Origin of the sequence: Chitinimonas sp. BJYL2 (genome assembly GCF_027257935.1) — a bacterium.
GTDB lineage: Bacteria > Pseudomonadota > Gammaproteobacteria > Burkholderiales > Chitinimonadaceae > Chitinimonas.
On the sequence record NZ_JANZKW010000001.1, the window covers coordinates 413678 to 437681 of the forward strand.

The 24004-nt window shown below is 62.8% G+C and carries 23 protein-coding genes; 5 read left to right on the forward strand and 18 right to left on the reverse strand.

Annotation, left to right across the window (positions count from 1 at the left end):
* Positions 1-47 precede the first annotated feature (47 nt).
* The 9 genes from hemF to pcnB form a co-directional block, all read right to left on the reverse strand.
* Positions 48-962: an oxygen-dependent coproporphyrinogen oxidase gene (hemF, locus tag O9X62_RS01930; protein WP_374708385.1), complete on the reverse strand. Its 915-nt coding sequence runs from the start codon at positions 960-962 to the stop codon at positions 48-50.
* Between the two features lie 57 nt (positions 963-1019).
* Entirely contained in the window at positions 1020-1337 is a 318-nt protein-coding gene (locus O9X62_RS01935; protein ID WP_269531090.1) for a cupin domain-containing protein, read from the reverse strand.
* Entirely contained in the window at positions 1337-2185 is an 849-nt protein-coding gene (gene panC, locus O9X62_RS01940; RefSeq protein ID WP_269531091.1) for a pantoate--beta-alanine ligase, read from the reverse strand. Before panC ends, O9X62_RS01935 begins: the two co-directional genes overlap by 1 nt.
* A gap of 92 nt (positions 2186-2277) precedes the next feature.
* Positions 2278-2784 carry a GNAT family N-acetyltransferase gene (locus tag O9X62_RS01945; RefSeq protein WP_269531092.1) on the reverse strand — a complete coding sequence of 169 codons (507 nt, stop codon included), beginning with the start codon at positions 2782-2784 and terminating at the stop codon, positions 2278-2280.
* 2 nt (positions 2785-2786) lie between these two features.
* Positions 2787-3578, reverse strand: a complete 792-nt coding sequence (gene panB, locus O9X62_RS01950) for a 3-methyl-2-oxobutanoate hydroxymethyltransferase (protein ID WP_269531093.1) — start codon at positions 3576-3578, stop codon at positions 2787-2789.
* 191 nt (positions 3579-3769) lie between these two features.
* Positions 3770-5392 carry a methyl-accepting chemotaxis protein gene (locus tag O9X62_RS01955; protein ID WP_269531094.1) on the reverse strand — a complete coding sequence of 541 codons (1623 nt, stop codon included), beginning with the start codon at positions 5390-5392 and terminating at the stop codon, positions 3770-3772.
* Positions 5393-5463: 71 nt separating this feature from the next.
* Positions 5464-6102: a deoxynucleoside kinase gene (locus O9X62_RS01960; protein ID WP_269531095.1), complete on the reverse strand. Its 639-nt coding sequence runs from the start codon at positions 6100-6102 to the stop codon at positions 5464-5466.
* A gap of 33 nt (positions 6103-6135) precedes the next feature.
* Positions 6136-6615 carry a 2-amino-4-hydroxy-6-hydroxymethyldihydropteridine diphosphokinase gene (gene folK, locus O9X62_RS01965; RefSeq protein ID WP_308446407.1) on the reverse strand — a complete coding sequence of 160 codons (480 nt, stop codon included), beginning with the start codon at positions 6613-6615 and terminating at the stop codon, positions 6136-6138.
* Positions 6616-6617: 2 nt separating this feature from the next.
* A complete protein-coding gene (gene pcnB / locus O9X62_RS01970; protein WP_269531097.1) occupies positions 6618-7967 on the reverse strand; it encodes a polynucleotide adenylyltransferase PcnB in 1350 nt (449 codons plus the stop codon).
* 155 nt (positions 7968-8122) lie between these two features.
* Here pcnB and O9X62_RS01975 point away from each other — a divergent pair, with 155 nt between their 5' ends.
* The gene (locus tag O9X62_RS01975) at positions 8123-8959 is read left to right on the forward strand and encodes a PhzF family phenazine biosynthesis protein (protein WP_269531098.1); all 837 of its coding nucleotides are present in this window, start codon (positions 8123-8125) and stop codon (positions 8957-8959) included.
* A 114-nt stretch (positions 8960-9073) separates the two neighbouring features.
* On the opposite strand, the gene O9X62_RS01980 is transcribed toward O9X62_RS01975, so the two are convergent.
* Entirely contained in the window at positions 9074-10726 is a 1653-nt protein-coding gene (locus O9X62_RS01980) for a phosphoethanolamine transferase (RefSeq protein ID WP_269531099.1), read from the reverse strand.
* Positions 10727-10851: 125 nt separating this feature from the next.
* On the reverse strand, positions 10852-11649 hold the full coding sequence (yaaA, locus tag O9X62_RS01985) for a peroxide stress protein YaaA (RefSeq protein ID WP_269531100.1): 798 nt from the start codon (positions 11647-11649) through the stop codon (positions 10852-10854).
* A 100-nt stretch (positions 11650-11749) separates the two neighbouring features.
* Between yaaA and O9X62_RS01990 the strand changes: the two genes are divergently transcribed.
* From O9X62_RS01990 to O9X62_RS02005, 4 genes are all read left to right on the forward strand, one after another.
* The gene (locus tag O9X62_RS01990) at positions 11750-12088 is read left to right on the forward strand and encodes a hypothetical protein (protein WP_269531101.1); all 339 of its coding nucleotides are present in this window, start codon (positions 11750-11752) and stop codon (positions 12086-12088) included.
* A 75-nt stretch (positions 12089-12163) separates the two neighbouring features.
* Entirely contained in the window at positions 12164-13894 is a 1731-nt protein-coding gene (locus O9X62_RS01995; protein ID WP_269531102.1) for a VWA domain-containing protein, read from the forward strand.
* A 56-nt stretch (positions 13895-13950) separates the two neighbouring features.
* Positions 13951-14643 (forward strand): RNA polymerase sigma factor, encoded by a 693-nt coding sequence (locus O9X62_RS02000; protein WP_269531103.1) that lies wholly within the window; start codon positions 13951-13953, stop codon positions 14641-14643.
* On the forward strand, positions 14640-15539 hold the full coding sequence (locus O9X62_RS02005) for a hypothetical protein (RefSeq protein ID WP_269531104.1): 900 nt from the start codon (positions 14640-14642) through the stop codon (positions 15537-15539). Before O9X62_RS02000 ends, O9X62_RS02005 begins: the two co-directional genes overlap by 4 nt.
* A gap of 88 nt (positions 15540-15627) precedes the next feature.
* Here the strand turns inward: O9X62_RS02005 and O9X62_RS02010 are convergent, their stop codons facing one another.
* From O9X62_RS02010 to O9X62_RS02040, 7 genes are all read right to left on the reverse strand, one after another.
* Entirely contained in the window at positions 15628-16716 is a 1089-nt protein-coding gene (locus tag O9X62_RS02010; protein WP_269531105.1) for a zinc ribbon domain-containing protein, read from the reverse strand.
* Positions 16713-17423 carry an ABC transporter substrate-binding protein gene (locus O9X62_RS02015; protein ID WP_269531106.1) on the reverse strand — a complete coding sequence of 237 codons (711 nt, stop codon included), beginning with the start codon at positions 17421-17423 and terminating at the stop codon, positions 16713-16715. The genes O9X62_RS02010 and O9X62_RS02015 overlap by 4 nt, the downstream gene beginning before the upstream one ends.
* Before the next feature lie 5 nt (positions 17424-17428).
* Complete coding sequence (locus tag O9X62_RS02020; protein WP_269531107.1) at positions 17429-18571, reverse strand: SPFH domain-containing protein; 1143 nt, start codon at positions 18569-18571, stop codon at positions 17429-17431.
* 101 nt (positions 18572-18672) lie between these two features.
* A complete protein-coding gene (locus tag O9X62_RS02025) occupies positions 18673-19356 on the reverse strand; it encodes a TIGR01621 family pseudouridine synthase (RefSeq protein WP_269531108.1) in 684 nt (227 codons plus the stop codon).
* A gap of 94 nt (positions 19357-19450) precedes the next feature.
* Positions 19451-20149 (reverse strand): SapC family protein, encoded by a 699-nt coding sequence (locus O9X62_RS02030; protein ID WP_269531109.1) that lies wholly within the window; start codon positions 20147-20149, stop codon positions 19451-19453.
* 54 nt (positions 20150-20203) lie between these two features.
* Positions 20204-21079 carry a DMT family transporter gene (locus O9X62_RS02035; RefSeq protein ID WP_269531110.1) on the reverse strand — a complete coding sequence of 292 codons (876 nt, stop codon included), beginning with the start codon at positions 21077-21079 and terminating at the stop codon, positions 20204-20206.
* Between the two features lie 72 nt (positions 21080-21151).
* Positions 21152-23986 carry a valine--tRNA ligase gene (locus tag O9X62_RS02040; protein ID WP_269531111.1) on the reverse strand — a complete coding sequence of 945 codons (2835 nt, stop codon included), beginning with the start codon at positions 23984-23986 and terminating at the stop codon, positions 21152-21154.
* Between the last annotated feature and the right edge of the window lie 18 nt (positions 23987-24004).

A 24004-nucleotide genomic window follows, 5' to 3' on the forward strand; every position in this document is an offset into this window, starting at 1 on the left:
GGGTCAGTTACCGCAGCCGCAGCTCGCGCATCGTGGGGACGTTGCCCCTAGGTAGCCGGTGACAGCCAGTCACGCGAAGTCAGGAAATCCGTCAGCAGCGCGGCCTCAGGACTACCGGCCTCGGGCTGATAGTCGTAGCGCCAGTTCACCACCGGCGGCAGGCTCATCAGGATCGACTCTGTGCGACCGCCCGATTGCAGGCCAAACAGCGTGCCGCGATCCCAGACCAGGTTGAATTCCACATAGCGACCACGGCGATAGCCCTGCCAGTCGCGCTGGGCTTGCGTGTACGGCGTATCGCGGCGGCGCTCGACAATGGGGAGATAGGCGTGCAGGAAGGCGTCGCCCACGGCACGCGTCATGGCAAAGCTGCCTTCGGTGCCCAGCTCGCTGAAATCGTCAAAGAACACGCCACCGATGCCGCGCGGTTCATTACGGTGCTTGAGGAAGAAGTACTCGTCGCACCAGTGCTTGAAGCGGGGGTATTTGTCGTCACCGTGCGGCGCGAGCGCGTCGGCGCAGGTTTGATGGAAGTGGCACGCGTCGTCTGCGAAGCCGTAATACGGCGTCAGGTCCATCCCGCCACCGAACCAGACGACGTCGTCCTGCCCCGGCGCAAAGGCGCGGAACATCCGTACATTCATATGCACCGTGGGCACATAGGGGTTACGCGGATGGAACACCAGCGATACACCCATCGCCTCCCAGGCGCGCCCGGCCAGCTCGGGCCGGTGGGCGCTGGCCGACGGGGGCAGTTTGTCGCCCATCACATGGCTGAAGCCCACCCCGCCCCGCTCCAGCAGCGTGCCATCTTCGATGATGCAGGTACGGCCACCGCCACCGGCGGGGCGCTGCCATTCATCACGGCGGAAAGTCCCGCCATCGGCCGCTTCAAGCGCGGTGACGATGCGGTCCTGCAGATCGAGGAAATATTGACGGGTGTGGGCGGTATTCATAGTCAGGTAGGCCAATAGCGACGCTCGGCGTCGGGTCTTGAGAGAGCTCAGGCGAGGTGTGGCTTACTGCGCGTCGGCAAACAGTACCAACACCACGCCATCGGATGCCGGGTGATAGGCATGACCCAGACCCGCCGGCACCAGCAGCATCTGGCCTTGGCTGGCATGCGTGGCGCTGCCGTGCTCGTCGATCAGGCCCACGCTACCCGACAGCACCACGATGCGCTCCTGCACCTTGTGGCGCTCGTCAGGGTAACTGACCTGGGGTCGCTGGTTGAGCAACAGCGCCGCGCCGGCACCCAGTTTGGCCAGCAGATAGTCGGTATCGACGGGCTGGTCGGCGCCGATGGCTACCAGATCAAGCCGCTCAATGCCGGCCATCAGAGATTCACTTCCAGATTGTCGATCAGGCGCGGCTTACCCAAGCGCGCAGCGCCCAGGATGACCATGCGCTTGTCGCCGGGACGCGCGTGTTCAAGCCTGTCCTGATCGCGGATCTCCACATAGTCCACACGCCAGCCATGGTTCTCCAGATCGGCGCGGGCCGTTTCGGTGAGTTTGACGAAGTCGGTAGCGCCCGCCTCCAGTGCAGTCTTGATCGCAGCCAGATTACGGTAAAGGCGTGCGGCTTCGTGGCGCTCTTCCGCTGTTAGGTAGCCATTGCGTGAGGACAGCGCCAGGCCGTCGGACGCGCGACCGGTATCGACCGGGACGATGGTGATGGGCATGTCCAGATCCGCTACCAGACCCTCGATCACCTTGAGCTGCTGGTAATCCTTCTTGCCGAACATGGCGGTATCGGGCTGGACGATATTGAACAGCTTGGTCACGACCGTCGCCACGCCACGGAAATGGCCGGGGCGGAAGGCGCCACAGAGTTCATTCTGGATGGCCGGCGGTTCGACCTTGTATTGCTGCTCGGTGCGTGGGTAGAGCTGATCCACCGTGGGATGGAACAGCGCATCGACGCCTGCGGCTTCCAGCTTGGCGCAATCCGCTTCGAAGGTACGCGGATAGGTGTTGAAATCTTCACCCTGGCCAAACTGCAGCGGATTCACGAAGATGGAGACAACCACCTTGCCCCCGCCTTGCGCCGCACACGCCGCCTTGGCGGCTGTACACAGCGAGATATGGCCCTCGTGCAGATTGCCCATCGTGGGGACAAAGGCCACATAGCCCGCCTGCTTGCGCCAGGCGCGGAGTTCGGCAACGGTGGTGAAGATATGCATCGTGGGGCCGCTAAAGAAGGGTTGAATGCCAGGAAGGAAAATACACAGGTTCGGTCGCGGATTTTACCCTGAGGCCGGTCATGCCGTGGCGATCATGCACGCCACTCAAACACGACGGTACCTTCCTGCACCGTCGCATCGGGCACGGAGCCAAGACGAGATAGGCCCAGCTTATGCGCCAGCCGCATCGAACGCCCGTTCTCGGGATGACACTCGGCACGCAGCCACTGCACCTTCAGGGTGTTGCGTCCGGCTGCCAGCAGGGCTTGCATGGCTTCCTGGGCGTAGCCCTGTCCCCAGTGGGACTCCGCCAGCTCATAGCCCACACTCCAGTAGCCCGCGGGTTCGCGGCGCAAACCGCAGGATCCGATCAGCTCGCCAGTGGTGGCCACCACGATGGCCAACTGCCAGCGCGTACGCGGGACAAGCTGCTGGTCCGCCAAAAAACGGGCCAGCAGCGCACGGGTAAACGCGGGGCTCACCGCCTCGGCAGGATAGTGCGCAGCAAAGTGCTCGCCGCTGCGCACACTAACGTAGGCTGCGGCATCGTCCTGCTGGAAATCACGCAGGATCAGGCGCGCAGTAGAAATCGGCAGCACACTCAGAACGTGTGTTCCGCTGCAGGAAAGGCTTTGGCCTTCACTTCGCGCACATAGGCCTCGACCGCACCCTGGATGCTGGTCACGCCGTGCATGAAGTTCTTCACGAAACGCGCCTTCTTGCCCGGATACACACCCAGCATGTCGTAGACCACCAGCACCTGGCCATCCACATCCACGCCCGCGCCGATCCCGATGGTGGGCACGCTCAGGCTTTCGGTGATTTCCTTGGCCAGCGTGGCCGGCACCATTTCCATCAACACGATGGCGGCACCGGCGGCTTCGAGGGCCTTGGCGTCGCGCTTGAGCTGTTCGGCACCGCTATCGGACTTGCCCTGCACCTTGTAGCCACCGAAGACATGCACGGATTGCGGCGTCAGGCCGATATGCGCACACACCGGAATACCGCGCTGGACCAGAAAGCGCACGGTTTCAGCCATGTATTCACCACCTTCAAGCTTGACCATCTCGGCACCCGCCGCCATCAAGCGCGCGCTCGACTCGAATGCCTGCTGCGGGCTCTGCTGGTAGCTGCCAAAGGGCAGATCCGCCACCACCATGGCCTGCTTGGCATTTTTGGCCACGCAGCGGGTGTGGTAGACCATCTGCTCCAGCGTCACCGGCAGGGTGGAGCTTTCGCCCTGCATGACCATGCCGGCAGAGTCACCCACCAGCAGCATGTCGACCCCGGCCTCAGCCATCAGGCTGGCAAAGCTGGCGTCGTAGCAGGTGAGCATGGCGATCTTCTGGCCTTCCTGCTTATGTTTTTGCAGCGTCGAAACGGTGATTTTCATGGGGTATCCGTCTGTTCGTTCAAGCGCTTGCTCCGTTGGCAGCGCCCATGATGACGCTTCAGCCCTCGTGGGGATAAGCTGCTTCGCCTTGATGCGGCGCAACAATAGCCAAGCCGGGCCACGAGTTCAATGGTGGGACACCGCAAACGCGGTCCAGCGTGACGCCATGCAACAACCCTGCGATACAGGCGCTAATCAAGCCGGTAAGCGGCGACGTCCCGGCTCATCTCGTCGGCCAGTCGCTGCAGCTCCGTGGCCAGCTCGGCACTACGCTCGGCAGCACGGCTGTTCTCTTCGGCCATCTGTGCCACCCGCTCCACCTGACTGGCGATCTCGTTGCTCGCGGTGCTTTGTTCACGCAGGGCCGTGGCAACCTCGCCCACCAGCTCCCCGCTCTGCGCCGCACTCTGGGCGATCTCACCCATGGCTGCGCGGGTGGATTCAGCCTCGCTGACGCCTTCGCGCACCGAGGCCACGGCCTCGGCCATGCGCCGCGACACCTCGCCGGAGCGCTGCTGGATCGTCGCCACCATGGCGGTGATTTCGACCGTGGAGTTGGCTGTCCGTTCGGCCAGCTTGCGGACTTCGTCTGCCACCACCGCAAAACCGCGCCCCTGCTCACCGGCACGCGCGGCCTCGATGGCGGCATTGAGCGCCAGCAGATTGGTCTGGTCGGCCACTTCCTTGATCACGCTGACCACGGCGCTGATCTGGCGACCACTCTCTTCCAGCCGCGCCAGCTCGTCGGCCGCCTCGTCCACCAGATCGGAGATCGCACCGATACGCTGTGCCGTCCGCACCACGGCGTCCCGACCGCCCACAGCCTGATCACCACTCTGGCGTGTGAGCCTGCTGGCTTCGCCCGTACGGTCCGATACATGAGAGATGCTGACGGTGACTTCTTCGACGCTGGCAGCCATGGTGGATGCGGCATCGCTTTGCGCAGCAGAGCTAGCCGTGACTTGGTGCGAAGCCAGCGCCATCTCTTCGGCAGATCGATTGAGCCGGGCAGCGTTGTCGCGCACCGCGCTCAAGCCCTCACGCAGGCGGGTGATCAGGCGATTCAGTGCTTCGAGCAACTCGGCCAGTTCATCCTTGCCCTGCACCGGGAACGGGCGGGAGAAATCCAGTTGCTCGACCACGCGGATGACCTCATTGCGGGCGCGCTGGGCGGTGCCGACCACCTTCTGGTAAGTGGTGTAGGCAAACCAGAGCAGCAGGAAAACCGCGACCAGCATGACCGAAACAGACATCCACTTGGCCGTGCTCACGGCAGCCTGCGTGTGCGTCTTGGTCAGCTCGCCCTGATGATGGTTGTGCTTCACATGCCGATCCAGTGCGGCCAGAGTGGCATTGGCCGCATCACGCAACTTGGTAGTGGCAATCGCCATCGAGGATGTGGTGTCGTTGCTGCGCGAATAACCCAGAACTTGATCCAGCACCTGCAGATAGGCGGCGACGGCAGCCTTGTCCTCGGCCAGCATGCGCTTGTCCTCGGGGTCGCTCACATAGGCCTCGTAACCTTCAAGCACCTTGTGCAGACGCTGGACATTGGCGTTCAGCGAGGTCTCCAGCAACTGCTTCTTGTCAGGATCCTGTTCGATCACATGCAGCAGCAGGTCGGCGCGCACGGCATAGAACGTGATCTTGGCCTCGTCGATCAGCTCGATGCTGGGAATGGTATTGCCGGTCAGCTCGTTGATATCGTTACCAAGCCGGACTACCTGAGTGAGGCCACTGATGCCGTTGATCAGCAGCCCCGCCACGGCAATGATGATCAGCGCGGCCAGACGATGGGAGATGCGTTGCAACATGGAAGCCTCTCTGTGCAATACGGGCAGACTGGCTTGAATCTAGTCAGCCCGAGCGCCATGGGCAAGCAGGATCACGCTTTGTTGAAGTACTCGCGAGCGCTGCGCATGCCCTCGATACGCCGTAGCAGCAGGCGGAAATCGTCACTGGGGCCGGTAAGGTCGAGGTTCTCGGTGTTCACCATCAGCACCGGCGCGTCGGTGTAATCGTAGAAGAAGCGGCTGTAGCGTTCGGCCAGCTTGCGCAGGTAGATATCGCTGATCTTGGCTTCATATTCGCGCGAGCGGGCATGCACGCGGCCGATCAGCGTATCGATATCGGCTTGCAGGTAGATCACCAGATCCGGCGTGGCGGCGCGCACGCGCAGATGACGGTAGATATTGGAGTACAGGCCGAACTCATCGTCGCTGAGCACCAGTTCTGCGAACAGCGGGTCTTTGTCGAAGAGGAAGTCCGATACGGTCTGCCCGCCGAACAGGTCCATCTGGGTCAGGCTTTCCACCTGCTCGACACGCTGGAACAGGAACGACAGCTGCGTCGGCAAGGCATAGCGCTGCATGTCCGTATAGAACTTGGGCAGGAAAGGAATCGCCTCGGGATTTTCGAGCAGCAGATTGGCACCCAGATGCTCGGCCAGCAACTTGGTCAGCGTGGTCTTACCCACGCCGATCGGACCTTCAACGACGATATAGCGGTAACGCTCCAAGCCCATGAGACGGTCTTCCCTCGGTGTTTCAGTCGTACTTCAGGCTGCCAGTTTAGCCAGTCCGTCGCGATTGCAGGCATCGGCATGCGCCTGCGCGCTGCGGCCATCCGCCAGTACCAGCATGGGTGCAATCTCGGCCAAGGGCACCAGGACAAAACTGCGCTCCAGCATGCGCGGGTGTGGCAGGGTCAGGCGCGCATCGTGCATGGTCTGATCGCCGTAGCAGAGCAGGTCCATATCCAGGGTACGCGGCGCGTTGCGGAAAGTGCGTACGCGCCCGGCGTGCTGTTCGATCTCCAGCAAGGCATCCAGCACGGCATGCGGTGACAGCGTGGTATCGATGGCTGCCACGGCATTGATGAAATCCGGCTGATCCAGATACCCGACTGGCGAGCTGCGGTACAAGGCAGAAGCCGCCACCAGCGCGGTCTGGGGTAATTGCCCCAGCATGGCCACGGCCGCACGGACCGTGTCGCTCGCTTCGCCCAGATTGGCGCCCAGCCCGATAAAAGCGCGCACGCTCACGCCGTGCCGCCGGTTGAGCCACCATCAGCGCCATCCCGCCGGCTGCTGCCGCTGCTGCGACGACGGCGCTTCTTCGGGCCTTCTGCGGCGGGTGCGCGAACCAACATGGCCTCGCGCTCGGCGTTATCGGCGTGCTGGAAGCGGGTCCACCAATCGGCCAGCTCCTGATCGATCTCGCCGCTGATTGCACGCAGGCAGAGGAAATCGTAACCCGCGCGGAAACGGGGCGACTCCAGCAGCCGGAACGGGCGCGCACCGGCACGCTGCTCGAAGCGTGGTTGCAGCATCCAGATTTCCTTCATGGCCGTGCCATAGCGACGGGGAATCGCCAGTTTCTGTTCCTGCACGGCCTCGACCTCGTCGATCGCGGCAAACAGCGCCGGCATGGGCTTCTCGCCTGCCGCTTTGCGCTTGTCCCAGTTGTCCAGCACTTCCAGCCACAACAGGGAGGCAAACACATAGCCAGCAGAAACCGGCTTGTCCTCACGTATGCGGCGGTCGGTATTTTCCAGCGCCGTACGCAGGAACAGCTCGCCCCGTGGCGTGCTCATCATTTTGTCGAGCAGGGGGAAAAAGCCGTGGTGCAGACCTTCGTCGCGCAGCTGCATCAGGCAGGCCCAGCTATGGCCGCTGAACAGTAGCTTGAGCATCTCGTCGAACAAGCGTGACGAGGGTACGTTCTGCAGCAGGGGGGCGAGTTCGTGGAAAGGCTTGCGGGTGTGCGGGTCGATGGTCAGGCCCAGCTTGGCGGCCAGCCGCACGGCGCGCAACATGCGTACGGGGTCTTCCCGGTAACGTACCGACGGGACACCAATCATCGCCATGCGCTTCTTTTCCACATCGGCCACGCCACCGTGGTAATCGATGATCTCTTCGCGGCTCGGATCGTAGAACAGCGCATTGACGGTGAAATCGCGGCGACGGGCGTCGTCTTCCTGGCTGCCCCAAGTGTTGTCGCGGATGATGCGGCCGGCATCGTCCGTCACGGCCTCGCCGCTGCCACGGAAAGTGGACACTTCGACGACTTCCTCGCCATACAGTACATGTACGAGCCGGAAGCGGCGGCCAATGATGCGCGAGCGCCGGAACACCTTGTGGACTTCTTCGGGTGTGGCGCTGGTCGCCACATCGAAATCCTTGGGTTCGCGCCCTAGCAAGAGATCGCGTACCGCGCCGCCAACAATGTAGGCCTCGAAACCCGCTTCCTGAAGCTTGTCAGTGGTTTTCAGGGCGAAGCTGGGCAGGCGGTTGCGGCGGATGCCGTGGCGCTTGAGCGGGATCACCACCCGGCCGCCACCATGGCGCTTCTTGAGCCCGAGGACCCGGCCGATAAATTTGTGGATCATGTTCTTCTTGATGGAGCTGCTGTCTTGATTGATCTGCTGTGTCGTCAGAGCCCGGGCCTAAGCCGGGCGCTGGCGATTATACGTGACGAAACCGCCAATACCGGAACTGTTGACCGAGCGTTCCGACAACCGCCAAGCAACCGGAAAAAACCACCATGCCTGTAATCCGCTACCGTCTGCTCAATGTCTTTGCCGAGGAAACCTTTGGCGGCAACCCGCTGGCCGTGATCGAGGATGGCAGCGCCCTCAGTGATATCGAGATGCAACACGTGGCGCGCCAGTTCAACCTGTCTGAAACCACCTTCATCTTGCCGTCCGCTGTCGCGACGGCCCGTATCCGCATCTTCACGCCGGGTTACGAAATGCCGTTTGCCGGCCACCCCACGCTGGGTTCGGCCGAAGTAGTGCGCAGCTTGCTGGCGACGGGCGATGCGATTTCGCTGGAGATGCAAGCCGGCATCATCCCGGTCAGCGCCAATGGCACGCGCTGGACACTGACCGCCAATGCACCCGAACACCGGCCCATGGCGGCTAGCGCGGCCGAGCTCGCCGCCATGCTGAACCTGCCTGAGCATGCCATCGCCGGGCCTGCGCTGTGGGTCAGCTGCGGTAACGAGCAGGCCATGATTCCGCTCAGCGATGTGGCACATGTGCATGCAGCGCGCCCCGACGCGGGGCTGATGCAGCGCTACAGCGTCAACCGGGCCGGCAAGCCCAAGGCCTATGTGTTTGCGCGCACGAAGACCGGGTTTGAGTCGCGTTTCTTCTGGACACCCGATACCGGCGTTGCCGAAGACCCGGGCACCGGCTCGGCCGCCGCCAACCTGGGTGGCTGGTGGCTAGCCACACAAGGCAATGCACCGCTAGCCGCGCTGATTCATCAGGGGACGCAGATGGGGCGCCCGAACCGCCTGAGCCTGCATGTGCAAGATGGGCAGATCAGTGTGGGCGGACGCGTGATCGAGCTGGGTGCTGGCGAGCTGCGCTGGTAGCACAGCCCCCTTAGGGTGCAACACGCGCAGCACACCACCTCGGCATCCGATCGGGTATCCGGTGCAATGCGGTCTTGCCTTATTGCACCCTGGGGCTGCACTGCCAAGTGCCGATCAGTTGCGGCAACCCGCGCTCAGGTCGTAATCCGGCTGATACACGCTGGTGCGTACATCCAGCAGACCCAGCACCGTATGGAAGACGTTGTCGTGGCTGGCCGGCTGGCTGGCACGCTGGCGCAGGCAATCCGTGCGCAGACCCAGCGGCTGGGCAAAGCCGGGCGTCATCCACATCACCATCGGCACATGGGTCTGTACCTCGGGCGCGATGGCGCGCGGCAAGCCATGCAGGAACACACCGCCCTCGCCCAGTGACTCTCCGTGGTCGGATATATAAATCATCGCCGCGTCGTGGCTGGTCTGCTGTTGCAGCATATCTACCGTGCGTGCGAGAAAATGGTCGGTGTAGCGGATGGCATTGTCGTAGCTGTTCACGATCTGCGCTTGTGAGCAGGCACCCAGCTCGGCCGTATCGCAAGTCGGCGCAAATGCCCGCTGTGCAAGCGGATAGCGCTTGAAGTAGGCCGGGCCATGATTGCCCATCTGATGCAGCACCAGCACCAGACTACCCGGGGTCTCGCGCAGCTTGGCATCCAGCCGGTGGAGCAGAATCTCGTCCAGACAGCCCTCCGGGCTACACAGCGGATCAGCCGTGGCAGGGCCGAACTGCTCGAGAGGCAGATCGCTGCACACGCCTTTGCAGCCCGACTGATTATCCCGCCACAACACCGACAGCCCCGCCCGTTTGAGCACATGCAGCAGCGACTCGCTGCCCCGGATGCGATCGTCATCGTATTGATGCCGCCCCCAAGGAGAGAACAGGCAGGGGACGGACACCTCGGTATTGGTGCCGCACGAAGTCACATCAGGAAAATTGATGACCTGCCGCGCGGCCAGCTCGGGGGTCGTCTGACGTCCATAGCCATTGAGGCCCCAGTTGGCGGCACGGACGGTTTCCCCCACCACCAGCACCAGCAGCAAGGGCTTGCGACCTTGCTGCCAGGATGGCCCCAGTCGCGCATCCTGGCCCACAGGTAGGCGCGGCCCCCTGGAGGAGCCCGACTTGGCCAGTACCTTGATGGATGCCACCACCAGGTTTCCCGGCGTGATCAGATGACGCAACGACTTCTGGTTGCGCATCAGCGCGGAGAATTCCTTGTAGACCAGCAAGGTACCCGACACGCCCACCACAAGGGCCAGCAACAGGTAGCCCATACGGATCATTACGGCACGCGGCAGGGCGATACGGCGCAACTGGACGCGCCAGAGCAGCAATAGCGGCAGCGCACTGTAAACCAGCACATGCAGAAACAATCCCGGCGTGATCAGATCACGGGCTTCGTGCCAGTCGGTACGCAGCACGTTGCGCATCATGCTGGTATCGAAATACACCTGATACCGCTGCATGAAGTAGCTCGCCGCACTGCTGGCCAGTACCAAGCCAGCCAGCACAGGCTTGGCAGTCCAGCGATTGCACACCAACCCGAATGCGACGAAATGCACAGCAATCAGGGCCAGGGCGACTGCTAGTGCAAACAGGACACTGCTTTGGGCAGACAGTGCGGCACGCCAGAAAGGGCCATTGCAGACCAGCACGAAATAGGCGCTCAAGGCCAGCAGCAGGGTTTCCACGCGCCATGCAGGACGTGAATCTGCGCCCAGCCATCGCACCGATAGACCCGCCCATTTCTCGCTCACTACCGATTGCATCGCCATCCTCGTCTGCGCTCCCGGCACCATCCGGGGGCGTGGCAGTAAAGGGGGCCATGAAAACAGGCGGGGCTTAAGACAGGCTTAACGCAGCCACTCGGCAGACGTGGATGGCAAGGGGTGTGTCAGCTGCGCAGGGGTCGGCCTGCTGTCGGCGCCTCGCGGCGGAATACCAGGCGCTGGTCGGAACTGACTTCCGGCGTGTAGCGATAACCTTCGAGATCAAAGCGTGCCAGGTCTTCCACCTTGCGCAAGCGGTGCTGGATCGCATAGCGTGCCATCAGCCCGCGCGCCCGTTTGGCGTAAAAGCTGATGATCTTGTAATGGCCTGCCTTGCCATCCTCGAACACGCACTCGACCACCCGCGCCTTGAGTTGTTTGGCGCGCACCGCCTTGAAGTACTCGTCACTCGCCAAATTGACCAGCACGGGATCTGGCATGGCGGCGATCTGGGCATTGAGTGCCTCGGTCACCGTATCGCCCCACCAGGCATACAGATTGGTCCCGGCGGGGTTGGCCAGGCGCGTGCCCATCTCCAGCCGGTAGGGCTGCATCAGATCTAGGGGCCGCAGCAGCCCATACAAGCCCGACAGGATACGCAGATGCTGGTTCGCATGGCTCAGGTCATCATCGCTGAGGCTGCGCGCATCCAGGCCCTCGTAAACATCTCCCATGAAGGCCAGCACCGCAGGCCGGCTGTTGGCGGGCGTGAACTCACGTGACCACGCCTGGTAGCGGCCGGCATTGAGCACCGCCAGATTGTCCGAGATGGCCATCAGGCTGCTGAGATCGGCGGGGGTCTTGGTACGCAGTATCTCGATCAGCCCTGCCGACTGATCAAGATAATCCGGCAGACTGGTCGCAAGGGCACGCCCCGGTGTTTCAAAATCCAGGGTCTTGGCGGGAGAAATCACGAACAGCATGGTAAAACCTGAACCAGGAGAGGAAACCAGGGCGGCATTCTAGCGTCACAGTCACTACGATAAGTTTGTTCATGTACTCAACCGTGCGGAGGCCCCGACGATGCAAGACAGCCGCTATGACAACGCCACCCTTGAGCACATCATTGATCAAGCCACCATTTACCAATGCGCCTGCCCGGCACAGGTTGCCCGGCAGATGCTCACCCTGCGAGACGTGATGGCCTACGAGGCGCAATGCCTGAGCCGGCCGGATGATGCACTGGCCGAAACCCACAGGCTCATTGCCCAGGCAGCCGCAGATGCCCACCAGATCATGGAAACCTGTCTGGAGAAGGTCATCGACATCGAGGGATGGGATCGCAGCAACTTCACCATGCCCCCCGCCCTGCGGGAACGGCAACGTGAGGAAGTGGCCCGCTGGCTGGGCAAGACGTCCTGATTATTTTTGCGGTTGTTTAACCCGTTTGGGGCGCCTTGCTCGTTTAAGGGTTTACCTACCACGAGGAGCCCGACCATGTGCCGCCCCATTCCCGCCTTCAGTACGCTGCTTGCCCTGCTGCTCGCAGCCTGCTCGACCCAACCCCGCGACACTCAGCCAGCCACACCGCCTACGCCACCGACACCCGTCGTGAGCGAGCGCACCATCGCCCCCGCACCGACGCCCGTGGCCACGGCCGACAGCGCGCAGCCACAAAAGGCGGCAGGGCTGGCAGCCGAAATCAGCGTCAGCGGCTCGGCCGTGCTCAGGGAACGGCGACAGGAGATGGCCAAACCTATCATGGCCCTGCCCGCTCCAGCCTTTGCGCCCCAAGTGCAGATTGCCCCTGCCCCGCAGAACACCGAGCAGTACCAGCACACACCGCGCCACGGCATCCAGCTGGTCAGCGAAACGCCGGTATCCACCTTCAGTATCGATGTCGATACCGGCAGCTACAGCAATGTGCGCCGCCTGCTGGGCAGCGGCCAGCTGCCGCCGCGCGATGCGGTGCGCGTAGAAGAGTTGGTCAACTACTTCCCCTATGCCTACGCGCACCCCAAGGACGACAAGCCGTTTGCCGTCAGCACCGAAGTCGCCCCCACGCCTTGGAACCCGGACACGCTGCTGCTGCGTATCGGCATCCAGGCGCGCGATCCGGCCAAGGCCAGCCTGCCGCCGGCCAATCTGGTCTTCCTGGTCGATGTGTCGGGGTCGATGTTTGCCGACAACAAGCTGCCGCTGCTCAAGAATGCCCTCAAGCTGTTCGTGAACCAGCTGCGTCCGCAAGACCAGGTGGCCCTGGTCACCTATGCCAGCGGCACGCAGGTGGTGCTGGAACCCACGTCGGGCGAGCGCAAGGCCGTGATCAGCGCAGCGATTGATCGGCTGCAGGCGGGCGGATCAACCGCCGGCGCATCAGGCATTGAGCTGGCTTACCAGATGGCCCAGCAAGGTTTCCGCAAGGGAGGCATCAACCGCATCCTGCTGGCCACCGATGGGGATTTCAATGTGGGCATCATCCGCTTCGAAACGCTCAAGGATCGTGTCGCCGAAAAGCGCAAGACCGGCATCTCGCTGTCCACCCTGGGCTTTGGCACCGGCAACTACAACGAGCAGCTGATGGAGCAACTGGCAGATGCTGGCGACGGTGCCTACAGCTATATCGACACGCTGGGCGAAGCCCAAAAAGTGTTGGTAGACGAATTCACCAGCACACTCGCCACCGTGGCTAGCGACGTGAAGATTCAGCTCGAATTCAACCCGGCTGCCGTGAAGGAATACCGCCAGATCGGCTTCGAGAACCGCGCACTCAAACGTGAGGACTTTGCCAATGATCAGGTCGATGCCGGCGAGATCGGCGCGGGCCACCGTGTGACCGCGCTGTATGAGATCACCCTGGCCGGCAAGCGCGGTGCGGTCGAGCCGCTGCGCTACAGCATCAACAAACCGCAGCTGACCGGCAAGGATGCCGAGCTGGGCTTTCTGCGCCTGCGCTACAAGCCGGTGCATGGCAGCGCCAGCGTGCTGATGGAAACACCGATCGCCCGGAACACCATCGCCGAACAAGGCAGCGATGACTTCCGCTTTGCCGCCGCCGTAGCCGCCTTTGGCCAGCGCCTGGGCGACGATGGCAAGTATCTGGGCAAGTTCGGTTTCGAGCAGATCCGCGCGCTGGCCAACGCGGCACGCGGTGACGATCGCTTCGGTTATCGCGGTGAATTTGCGCGCATGGTTGGCCTGGCCGAGAGCCTGTCGGCCACCAAGTGAACGCATCGCAGGGTGCCATAAGCGCAGCGCATTGCACTAAGCAACACCAAAGTGCAATGCGGTTTGCGCCTTATTACACCCTACGCCACAGCCACTGGACGATGCTCGATTACGCCACCGACCCCTGCGAAACCAGCAACAGCCACGCGGCTGATCTACACTCGGCCACCATGCAGCACGCCGATGATGCCGCCCTGATGCTTGCTTACGCCGCCGGCGATGCCGCGGCGTTCGAGCGTCTGTACGCGCTGCACCGGCAGGGCCTGTATGGCTTTCTGCACCGGCAGGCGCCGCGTGCCGTGTGGGTGGATGATCTGTTTCAGGAGGCTTGGCTGGCGGTGGTGAAGGCCCGCGCCGACTACCGGCCCGAGGCCGCGTTCAAGACCTGGCTTTACGGCATTGCTCGCAACAAGCTGATCGACCGCATCCGCCAGCAAGAACCCACGCTGCTGGCCGATTTTGCCGGCCACGATGACGATACCGACCCGCTGGCCCGGCTACCGGCTAGCGCCGCCAACGACCCGGTGGCTGTACTCGACAAGCTGCAAACCGGCCAGGCACTCGATATCGCCCTGCGCACCCTGCCCGCTGTGCAGCGCGAGGCTTTTCTGCTGCGCGAGCACGCCGGCATGGAACTGGACGCTATCGCCGCACTGACGGGCGTGAACATGGAAACTGCCAAGAGCCGGCTGCGCTACGCCGTCGCCAAACTGAAAACCGCGCTGGCACCGTTGGGTGAACAGGTATGAGCCATCACACACCCATAGACGACCCCGATCTGCAGCGTGCCTATGCCGCGCTGGATCAACCCGCGCCATCCGCCGCGCTGGACGCTGCCATCCTCGCCGCCGCCCACGCGGCCGTGCAGCCGCAGGCCGAGGTCATCCCCTTTACGCCGCGTCCACGCCGCAACTGGCTCGCCCCGCTATCGCTGGCCGCCTCACTCACGCTGGCCGTGGGCGTAGGCTGGCATATGCAGCAGGCCGGCGAAGGCCAGGTGGCCGGCATGGCTGCCGAAATCCACGGCACCGCCGACACCCCGCCGCAGGTAGGCATGGCCGCAGAAGCCGGTCGTGCCAGCACCGCCGATGCCGCCCCCGCCAGTGCGCCCGCACCCGTGGTGGTCGCCCGCCTCCCCGCCGAGCCAGCGCCGCCGAGCTTTGTGCCCCAAGTCAGCCTCAACACCCCGGTCGAAGCCAAGGGTGACGTGCGCAAAGAAGCCAAGCGCGAAGCCACCGCTGGTGCCAGCGGTTTGGCCGCAGACCAGATCGTCGAATCCGCCGCGCTGCGCGAACAGGTAGCCGTTGCCGCTGCACCACCTAAGGCAGCTTACCCGGAACGCACTATCGCCCCCGCTCCAGCGCCCATCGCTGCCGCGCCGCCCGCTCCCGTCACGGCCCCTGTCGCTGCCGAAGTCGCCAGAAAAGCGACGGTCGATAAGCTGATGGTCAGCGGCGCGCGCGCGCGGCAGCCCATGGACTTTGATCGGCAGATTGCGCAGCTGCGGCAGTGGCTGGCTGAGGGGAAGACAGGCGAGGCGGAAGCAGGTTTGAAGGCGCTGCGGCAGCAGTGGCCGGATAAGCCCTTGCCGGAGGATATTCGGCGCTGGGCGGGGACACTGGAGGATTTACGGCAAGGGGAATGAGCCTGCGCGGCGGGGAGCAGGTGGGTTAGGCTATACCACTACTGCACCCAAAGCGCGCAGCGCATCACGCGGCAACGCCGCTAAACACTCAAGACTCCGACAACAACATCAAGACAAACAGCAACACCAACAAGCCCCCCAGCACCGCAAACCCGATCTTCCAGTAAGACCAGGGCCGCTCACCCTGTACCTCACCGGTCTGGCCATTGACCAGAAAACGCCAGGTCTTGCCGCCGTACTGATAGCTCGACAGCCACACAGGCAGCAGGATGTGCTTGAAGGTAATGTCGAAATAGCGCGGGCTCATGCTGTGGATGCGCTGCAAATCGCCACCGATATCGCGTTCGATGGCGTTGCGGATGCCGCCCTCCATCTCACCGCGGGCAATCTCGAAACCGGGCTGCAGACCAATCTGATACGCCTCCACCGTAAACCCCGCCAGATAATCCTCGCGATACGGCTTGAGGCCACTCAGCCGCCAGGGCTCCAGCCCGTTCAGATAATCCTGCGGCAGAGAACGCGACGCTGGTACGGTGATGTCGTCAAAACTCACCGCCACCTGTCCTGCTGCCGGCGACCAGCGCACGCGCTGCACTTGACGCGTTTTGGTCACACCGTTCTCGGTATAGGTCTCAGTGACGTAGTAATAGTCGCCACGCTCGCCCGTGTAGGGCGTGTCGGTGTTGGCGTCATAGGTCCAGTACGGCAGGTACAAGCCCTTGAGCCCGGTAGCCGCGCGGTAAGCCTGCTTGAGCGCGTTGGGTGCGAACCAGAGGCCATCTATCCAGCCGCGGAAACGGTTGCGTGCATCAGCCTCGGGGATCTCGAACGGTGCCACGGCGCGCGGCTGGATGAGGCGCAGGCTGGTGGCCTTGCTGGCAATCAACGGTGCCGTACAGAACGGACATTTGTCGGCTGTTGTGTGCTCGGGTAATTGGGACTGCGCGCCACAGGCAGGACATTTAACGGTCTGGCGCTCAATGGTTGCCTCATTGCCAGCAGCCTGATCCAAGAAATGCTGGTAGTCCAGCTCCGCCACCGCGGTGTCCTGCACCGCCTGATCGGCCTCGGGGATGGCGTTTTGGGCGCCGCAGTAGGGGCACTGCAAGGCATGCTGGCCGGGGGCGAATTGCAGCTTGGCACCGCAGGCGGTACAGGGGTAAGTCTGTGTGGTCACGGTGTACTGGATTCCGATTCGCGACGGGCTGCCTCGAGAATGCGCTCGACGGTACCGTCTTTGTGCATGCTCTTGAGTGCCTCATCCAGCGGTGCAATCAGATGCTGGTTACGTTGATGGACATAGTGGAAGACCGGGATACGCTCAAAAGGCGTGACCACAGGCGGGACCGAGGATTGCTGACGAATCCTGGCCAAGGCACGATTAGCCAGAACGTCACTGAGCACCAGCACCTCTACGCGCCCTCTTTGCAACATCGCCATCAGATTGGCTTCGGTCGGCGCATAGCTGACCGCCATTCCCTTGGTGTGCTGTTCCACTACTTTGGCCCCACGTATCGTGCCGATACGATAACTCGCGAGCTCCTGCCAGTTACGCGGGCGGATGGTGTCGCTCAATGACACCGCAAAAATCTGCACGTTGCCCAGCGGGGTCGGCACCGCACGCAAGTTGGGATATTGCACGCCAACGCCTGCAACACGACCCAGCTCCGCATCATATTGCCCGCTGTTCGCCATGTTCAGGGAACGCAGGGAGGGCAATCTGTCCAGCACCATGCGGTAGCCGATCCGCCGATAGGCCTCGCCCAGAATGCGCGCACCTATCGTGACCGAAGGGTCGATATTGTCCGGCGCGGATACCCGCACCTCCGGCTCGCCGGCCATGGCGGAAGTCAGCAACAAGCAGGCGAGCAGGTGGCGCAGCATTTACGTTATTGCGGCAGTGGCGGCGGCATGCTGGCGAACAAGGCTGCCAGCTCCGCCTGCTCCCCGGCCTTGCCCCACGCAGGCATGCCCTGTCGCCAGACCAGACTGTCGCGGTTGACACTGCCCGCCGCAGCTTGCGACTGCAAGGTGGCAAGATCAAACGGCCCTGTTTGCTGGCCGTTCACCGCCACAAAGAAACTCACCGCACCCGGAATCGGCGGCGGCACAGCGGGCCCCGCTGCCGGGGCGGTGCCCGAAATCCCGCCACCCGCCTGTGCCGGCTGCTGGAACAGATTGCCCATACCCTGCCCAAGCATGCCGCCGACGCCAATGCCCATCATGGTGCCGGCGGCACCCGTGTTCTGGGCGGCATCGCGCATGGCTTGCGCAGCCTGGTACTGGCCGAACTGCTGCATATTGCCGATGGCACGCATGGCGCCTTGCTGGTCGATGGCTTTCTCGACTTCTTCGGGCAGGCCGATGTCCTGTACCTGGATTTCGCACAGCTCCAAGCCCATGCCGCTGAAGTCGCCTGCGATGCGCTCACGGATCTTCTCGCCCACCTGCGTGACCTTGCTTTCCAGGTCGATTACCGGCACGCCGATCTCGGGCATGACTTCCTTGATGCGGGTACCCACCTTGCCGCGCAGGTTCGCCTCGATATCCTCAGTGGTGAACTCAGCCTTGGTACCCATCAGGTCCACGAGGAAGGTCTTGGCATCGACAATGCGAATCACGTACAGGCCGAACGCCGTCACGCGCACAGCGCCGAACTCCGGATCCCGCATGGTGGCCGGACCGGCCGTACCCCACTTGAGGTCGGTGTACTTGCGGGTATTGAAGAAATACACCTCGGCCTTGAACGGCGAGTTGAAGCCGTACTTCCAGCCTTTGAGCGTGGCCAGGATCGGCATGTTCTCGGTGGTGAGCGTGTACATGCCCGGCGTGAACACGTCGGCGACCTGGTTCTTGCCCAGCTGGCCTTCATTGACGACAACCGCCAGCTGACCCTCGCGCACGGTCAGCTTGGCGCCCATCTTGATTTCGTTCTGGTAGCGCTCGAAACGATGCGCCATCACCTCGGGGCGATCCTCGGTCCATTCGATGATGTCGATGAACTCGGCGGTCAACTTGTTCCACAGACTCATTGCGTCCTCTCTCTCGCTAGACGGCATGGAAAACTTGGAGGCTTACACCATAGACCCATGTTGCCTGCTTGGACAGCTGGTGGTGCAGGGATTCCATGTAACTATTCAACAACGGCAGAAGCCGGTTTGCCTCCGGGCCAGGGCAAGTCCCAGGGCATGTGCCACTCGGTGGGCAAGGCACCCCATTCGGTGCCGCTGGTCGGCGGGCAACACAGGGAAAATGTCTCGTCCTCCAGCGTAAAGCGCAGCGCATACGCATGCAGATAACCCCGGTCTGCCGCCTCGCCGCCATAGCGTGCGTCGCCCAGTATCGGGCTGCCCAGCGATTTGAGCGCAACGCGCAACTGATGCGTGCGGCCGGTCAGCGGACGCAGCAGGAACAGGCGCCGGCCATTGCCTACGCCCGTGCTGAAGAAACGGGTCAGTGCCGGGTCCTCTCGCGTGGGGGCCAGGCGCCAGCTACCATTACGGCTGCGCACCATATCGCCACTGATCAGCCCCTGCTTCTTGGTGGGCTTGCTGGCCGAAACTGCCAGATAGCATTTATCCATGCGCCGCGTGGCAAACAATTGCCCGAATGTCGCGGCGGTGTCGCCCCCCTTGGCAAACAGCAGCAGACCGGAAGTCAGCGTATCGAGCCGATGCACGCCATGCAGATCAGTCAGGCCGGTCTGCTCACGCAGCAACGCGAGTACGCCCGGCGCCGCCGCCTCGCGGTGAAAGCCCTGTCCCGCAGGTTTGTTGATCACGATAAAACGCGGGTGGTTGAGCAAGATATCCATCATGGCGAGAGCTTAACGGCTGGTGTGCCCCAAAACAAAACGGCGCGATCACTCGCGCCGTTTTGTCCAAATTTGCCGTGCAGCGCACGACACCTGATCAGGCAATACGCTTGGCCAGCTTGTCGATATTGCCGAGCGAAAAGATGTGCGAGTAGATCAGCGACATCATGCCGTTGGCGGTCCACTTGCCCAGGGTTTCTGCCGGCAGAGCGCGCAGCTTCTCTTCATCGATCACCCACATGCCATCCATACCCACTTCCTCGCCATTGGCCAGCGTGGCGGTCGCCGACACCTGACGCATCAGGTCGTGCTTGGCGAGCTCGGCGGCAAATTCCTTGGCTTGGTTGGCTTCATCACGGGCGCGGAACATAAGGCCGGCAAACTGCTTGAGTTCTTCGGAAGGCTGGCCGTTCACGAAGGCGAGCGGATCGGTATCACGCTGGATAGCCGAGGCAACCGACTCCTCGATGCACAGCACGGCATCGTTGTTTTCCACTTCCACCGTCACATAGGGATAACGACGCACGAAGAAGGGAATGTATTGCGCATCCCACTTGCCATCGGCATCCACAAACACGTTCTGGTCTGCGCGCAGGCCCACCATCGCGGTCGGCATGTAGGTCTTTTCCCCGGTTTCCGCGAACACGATCGGGTATTCACGCATCAGGCTGCCGAACTCGCCGCCCACCACAGGCACCGCATGCACGGTTTGGGCAAACACATAGTTCTGCGCCAGCGTCAGACGCAGATCGGCATGCTTGGCGGGGTCCAGGGGGACAACGTCTTTGTAGAACATGGGTATTTCCTTCGAAGGCGGCTCCGGGCGGTATGCCGCCAAGCCATTATTGATTTATTCGGGCTGCGTGCCGCCGGCAGGCAGTTTTGCCAGCAGCAGAACGGCAGCGATGATAACCGCGCCGCCGATCCACTGCGAGGCCGTCAATCGTTCCTCGAGCAAGACGGCAGCCAATACCACCGTGACGACTGGCTCGAAAGTGGACAGCATGGCGGCTTCCGAGGCACCGACGCGATTCAGGCCGGCAAAAAAGGCCAGTGCAGCGATTACGCTACACAGCAACCCGATGGCAACTATCGCCAGCCAGCCTGACAGCGCCTGCGGCCAAACCGGTACTTGCTGCAAGCCGACCATACCAAAGGTCAGGGCGCCCCCCGCCATAATCAAGGCCGTCCCCGCCAAAGGCGATGTCCGCGCCATCAGCTTGGTGCCGACCACGATATACACCGAGTAGATCAGCGCCGCGCCCAGTCCGAAGGCAATGCCTGTGGCCGATCCCGACAGCGCATCACCCACCGTGAGCGCCAAGCCCAGGCTGGCCAGCACCAATGCCGCGAGTTTGCGGCGGGTGAGTGGTTCGTGCAGCCACACGGCGGCCATCAGCGTAACGATGACCGGAAACGTATACAGCAGCAGCGCAGTCAGCGAAGCGCTCGCATGCTGGAGCGCACTGAAATAGGCGAACGCCTGCCCCGCGTACCCGATTGCCCCCATGCCCAGCAGCCCAAGCGCCAGCTTGCCGCGCGGCCAAGGCTGTTTGCGCCAACGCATGATAGCGGCCAGACACGCCGCAGCAATCCCGAAACGCAGCAGCAACACGGCTTGCGCGTCGGCACCGGCGGCATACGCCACCCGGCCGAACAGCGGCATGATGCCGAAGCAGGCGGCAGACAGCAGGATCAACAAGGCACCCTGAGTGCGTGGGGACATGAGTTCGGATTCCAGACAGAACAACGCCCCGATACCTACCGGGGCGTTGAGAGTCTTGCAGCTTCAGGGCAATCAGGCCAGCTTGGCCAGCTGCACCTTCATCTTCTCGACCGTGGCACTGAAGTCGGCGAGGCGTTTGCGTTCCTGCTCGACCACGGCGGCCGGGGCCTTGTCGGCAAAGGCCGGGTTGGCGAGCTTGGCGGTAGCCTTGGTGATTTCGCCTTCGAGGCGGGCGACTTCTTTGCTCAAGCGAGCGGTTTCGGCGGCTTTGTCGATTTCGACCTTGAGCATCAGGCGCGTGGTGCCCACCACCTGCACCGGGGCATCGTCCTCAGGCAACTGCGCGACGACCTGTACTTCGGACACGCGGCCCAGCAGCTGCAGATACGGGCCGAATTCAGCCAGTTCTTCTGCTTTGCCTTCGAGGAACAGCGGTACCTTCTGCGCCGGGCCCAGGTTCATTTCCGAGCGCAGCGTGCGGATTGCCATGGTCAGGTCGCGGAACACGGCCATGCGAGCATCGGCTTCGGGCTTGACCTTGTCCATCTGTGCCAGCGGCCATTGGGCAAGGCTGATGCTGTCGGTCTTCTTGGCGTTGGCCAGCGGGGCCACGGTCTGCCACAGCTCTTCGGTGATGAACGGAATGATCGGGTGGGCCAGACGCAGCGCCACTTCGAGCACGCGCACCAGGGTGCGGCGCGTGGCACGCTGCTGGGCTTCGTTGCCGTTCTGGATCTGGACCTTGGTCAGCTCCACATACCAGTCGCAGTAGGCATTCCAGACGAATTCGTAGATGGCTTGTGCGGCCAGATCGAAGCGGTAGGTGTCGAGCGCTTCCTTCACGGCGGCTTCGGTGCGTTGCAGCTCGCCGATGATCCACTGGTCGATAAAGCTGAACTCCAGCGGCAGGCTTTCATCCTGACCACAATCCTTGCCGTCCACATTCATCAGCACAAAGCGCGTGGCATTCCACAGCTTGTTGCAGAAGTTGCGGTAGCCCTCGGCGCGCTTGAAGTCGAAGTTCACATTGCGGCCCAGCGTGGCGTAGCTGGCCATGGTGAAGCGCAGTGCGTCGGTACCGTAGGCGGGCATGCCTTCGGGGAACAGCTTTTCGGTCACCTTGGCGATCTGCGGTGCCTTTTCGGGGCGACGCAGACCGGTGGTGCGCTTGGCGATCAGTTCGGGCAGGGCGATGCCGTCGATCAGGTCGACCGGATCGAGCACATTGCCCTCGGACTTGGACATCTTCTTGCCTTCGTGGTCGCGCACGATGCCGTGGATGTACACATCCTTGAACGGCACGCGGCCCATGAAGTGGGTGGTCATCATGATCATCCGGGCAACCCAGAAGAAGATGATTTCGTAACCCGTGACCAGCACGCTGGACGGCAGGAAGGCGTGCAGCGCGGGGTTCGCGGCGTCCTTTTCGGCATTGCCGGTCCAGCCCAGGGTGCTGAACGGCACCAGAGCCGAGCTGAACCAGGTGTCGAGCACGTCGTCATCGCGGCGCAAGGTCTTGCCACCGGCTTGCGCCTGGGCTTCCGCCTCGGTGCGTGCGACGTAGACATTACCGGCTTCGTCATACCAGGCCGGAATCTGGTGGCCCCACCAGAGCTGGCGGCTGATGCACCAGTCCTGGATGTTGTTCATCCACTGGTTGTAGGTGTTCACCCAGTTTTCGGGGATGAATCGCACCTGGCCCGAAGCCACGGCCTCGATCGACTTCTCGGCAATCGTCTTGCCGGTCGGGTCGTCCTTGCCCACGCGCGACATGGCCATGAACCATTGGTCGGTCAGCATCGGTTCGAGCACCGAGCCGGTACGGTCGCCCTTGGGCACCATCAGCTTGTGCGGTTTGATCTCGCCGAGCACGCCAGCGGCGTCCAGATCGGCCACCACCAACTTGCGCGCTTCCTTGACCTTGAGGCCGGCGTACTTGGCCGGCAGCGGCAGCGTGCCTTGCGGTGTGCCATCGAGCGCGAACACCTGCGCCTCGGCCAGAATCGTGGCCTGCAGGCTCATCACGTTGATCAGCGCCGTGTTGTGGCGCTTGCCGACCTGATAGTCATTGAAATCATGCGCCGGGGTCACCTTGACCACGCCGGTGCCGAAGTCCTTATCCACATAGCTGTCGGCAATGATGGGGATTTCGCGCTGGGTCAGCGGCAGGATCACGGTCTTGCCGATCAGGTGCTGGTAGCGCTCGTCCTCGGGGTGCACCATCACGGCCACGTCGCCGAGCATGGTCTCGGGGCGGGTGGTGGCCACGGTCAGCGAACCCGAACCGTCCTTGAGCGGATAGTGGATATGCCACATCGAGCCGTCTTCCTCGACGTTCTCGACTTCGAGGTCGGAGATCGAGGTGCCCAGCACCGGGTCCCAGTTGACCAGACGCTTGCCGCGGTAGATCAGACCCTGCTCAAACAGTTTGACGAAGACTTCACCGACCACCTTGGAACGGGTCTCGTCCATGGTGAAGTATTCCTGCTGCCAATCGACCGAGCAGCCCATGCGGCGCATCTGCTGGGTGATCGTGCCGCCCGATTTGTTCTTCCATTCCCAGACCTTGCCCAGGAAAGCCTCGCGGCCCAGATCGTGGCGGCTGACCTTTTGCTCGGCCAGCTGGCGCTCGACAACGATCTGCGTGGCGATACCGGCATGGTCGGTACCCGGCACCCACAGGGTGTTGTGCCCCTGCATGCGGTAGTAGCGCGTCAGGCCATCCATGATGGTCTGGTTGAACGCGTGGCCCATATGCAGCGTGCCGGTGATGTTGGGCGGCGGCAGCTGGATGCTGAAGCTCGGGGCGGACGTATCCATGCTCGGCGCGAAGTGGCCGGCGGTTTCCCATTGGGTGTACCAGCGGCGCTCGATGTCGCCGGGTTCGAAGCTCTTGGCGAGTTCCATGTCGGTGCAGTGCTAAAT

Excerpts from the sequence above, each read along its gene's own strand:
- O9X62_RS01935 (WP_269531090.1), bottom strand. The coding sequence starts at position 1,337 with ATGGCCGGCATTGAGCGGCTTGATCTGGTAGCCATCGGCGCCGACCAG.
- panC (WP_269531091.1), bottom strand. The coding sequence starts at position 2,185 with ATGCATATCTTCACCACCGTTGCCGAACTCCGCGCCTGGCGCAAGCAG.
- panB (WP_269531093.1), bottom strand. The coding sequence starts at position 3,578 with ATGAAAATCACCGTTTCGACGCTGCAAAAACATAAGCAGGAAGGCCAG.
- O9X62_RS01955 (WP_269531094.1), bottom strand. The coding sequence starts at position 5,392 with ATGTTGCAACGCATCTCCCATCGTCTGGCCGCGCTGATCATCATTGCC.
- O9X62_RS01960 (WP_269531095.1), bottom strand. The coding sequence starts at position 6,102 with ATGGGCTTGGAGCGTTACCGCTATATCGTCGTTGAAGGTCCGATCGGC.
- pcnB (WP_269531097.1), bottom strand. The coding sequence starts at position 7,967 with ATGATCCACAAATTTATCGGCCGGGTCCTCGGGCTCAAGAAGCGCCAT.
- O9X62_RS01975 (WP_269531098.1), top strand. The coding sequence starts at position 8,123 with ATGCCTGTAATCCGCTACCGTCTGCTCAATGTCTTTGCCGAGGAAACC.
- O9X62_RS01980 (WP_269531099.1), bottom strand. The coding sequence starts at position 10,726 with ATGCAATCGGTAGTGAGCGAGAAATGGGCGGGTCTATCGGTGCGATGG.
- yaaA (WP_269531100.1), bottom strand. The coding sequence starts at position 11,649 with ATGCTGTTCGTGATTTCTCCCGCCAAGACCCTGGATTTTGAAACACCG.
- O9X62_RS01990 (WP_269531101.1), top strand. The coding sequence starts at position 11,750 with ATGCAAGACAGCCGCTATGACAACGCCACCCTTGAGCACATCATTGAT.
- O9X62_RS01995 (WP_269531102.1), top strand. The coding sequence starts at position 12,164 with ATGTGCCGCCCCATTCCCGCCTTCAGTACGCTGCTTGCCCTGCTGCTC.
- O9X62_RS02000 (WP_269531103.1), top strand. The coding sequence starts at position 13,951 with ATGCGGTTTGCGCCTTATTACACCCTACGCCACAGCCACTGGACGATG.
- O9X62_RS02005 (WP_269531104.1), top strand. The coding sequence starts at position 14,640 with ATGAGCCATCACACACCCATAGACGACCCCGATCTGCAGCGTGCCTAT.
- O9X62_RS02015 (WP_269531106.1), bottom strand. The coding sequence starts at position 17,423 with ATGCTGCGCCACCTGCTCGCCTGCTTGTTGCTGACTTCCGCCATGGCC.
- O9X62_RS02020 (WP_269531107.1), bottom strand. The coding sequence starts at position 18,571 with ATGAGTCTGTGGAACAAGTTGACCGCCGAGTTCATCGACATCATCGAA.
- O9X62_RS02025 (WP_269531108.1), bottom strand. The coding sequence starts at position 19,356 with ATGATGGATATCTTGCTCAACCACCCGCGTTTTATCGTGATCAACAAA.
- O9X62_RS02030 (WP_269531109.1), bottom strand. The coding sequence starts at position 20,149 with ATGTTCTACAAAGACGTTGTCCCCCTGGACCCCGCCAAGCATGCCGAT.
- O9X62_RS02035 (WP_269531110.1), bottom strand. The coding sequence starts at position 21,079 with ATGTCCCCACGCACTCAGGGTGCCTTGTTGATCCTGCTGTCTGCCGCC.
- O9X62_RS02040 (WP_269531111.1), bottom strand. The coding sequence starts at position 23,986 with ATGGAACTCGCCAAGAGCTTCGAACCCGGCGACATCGAGCGCCGCTGG.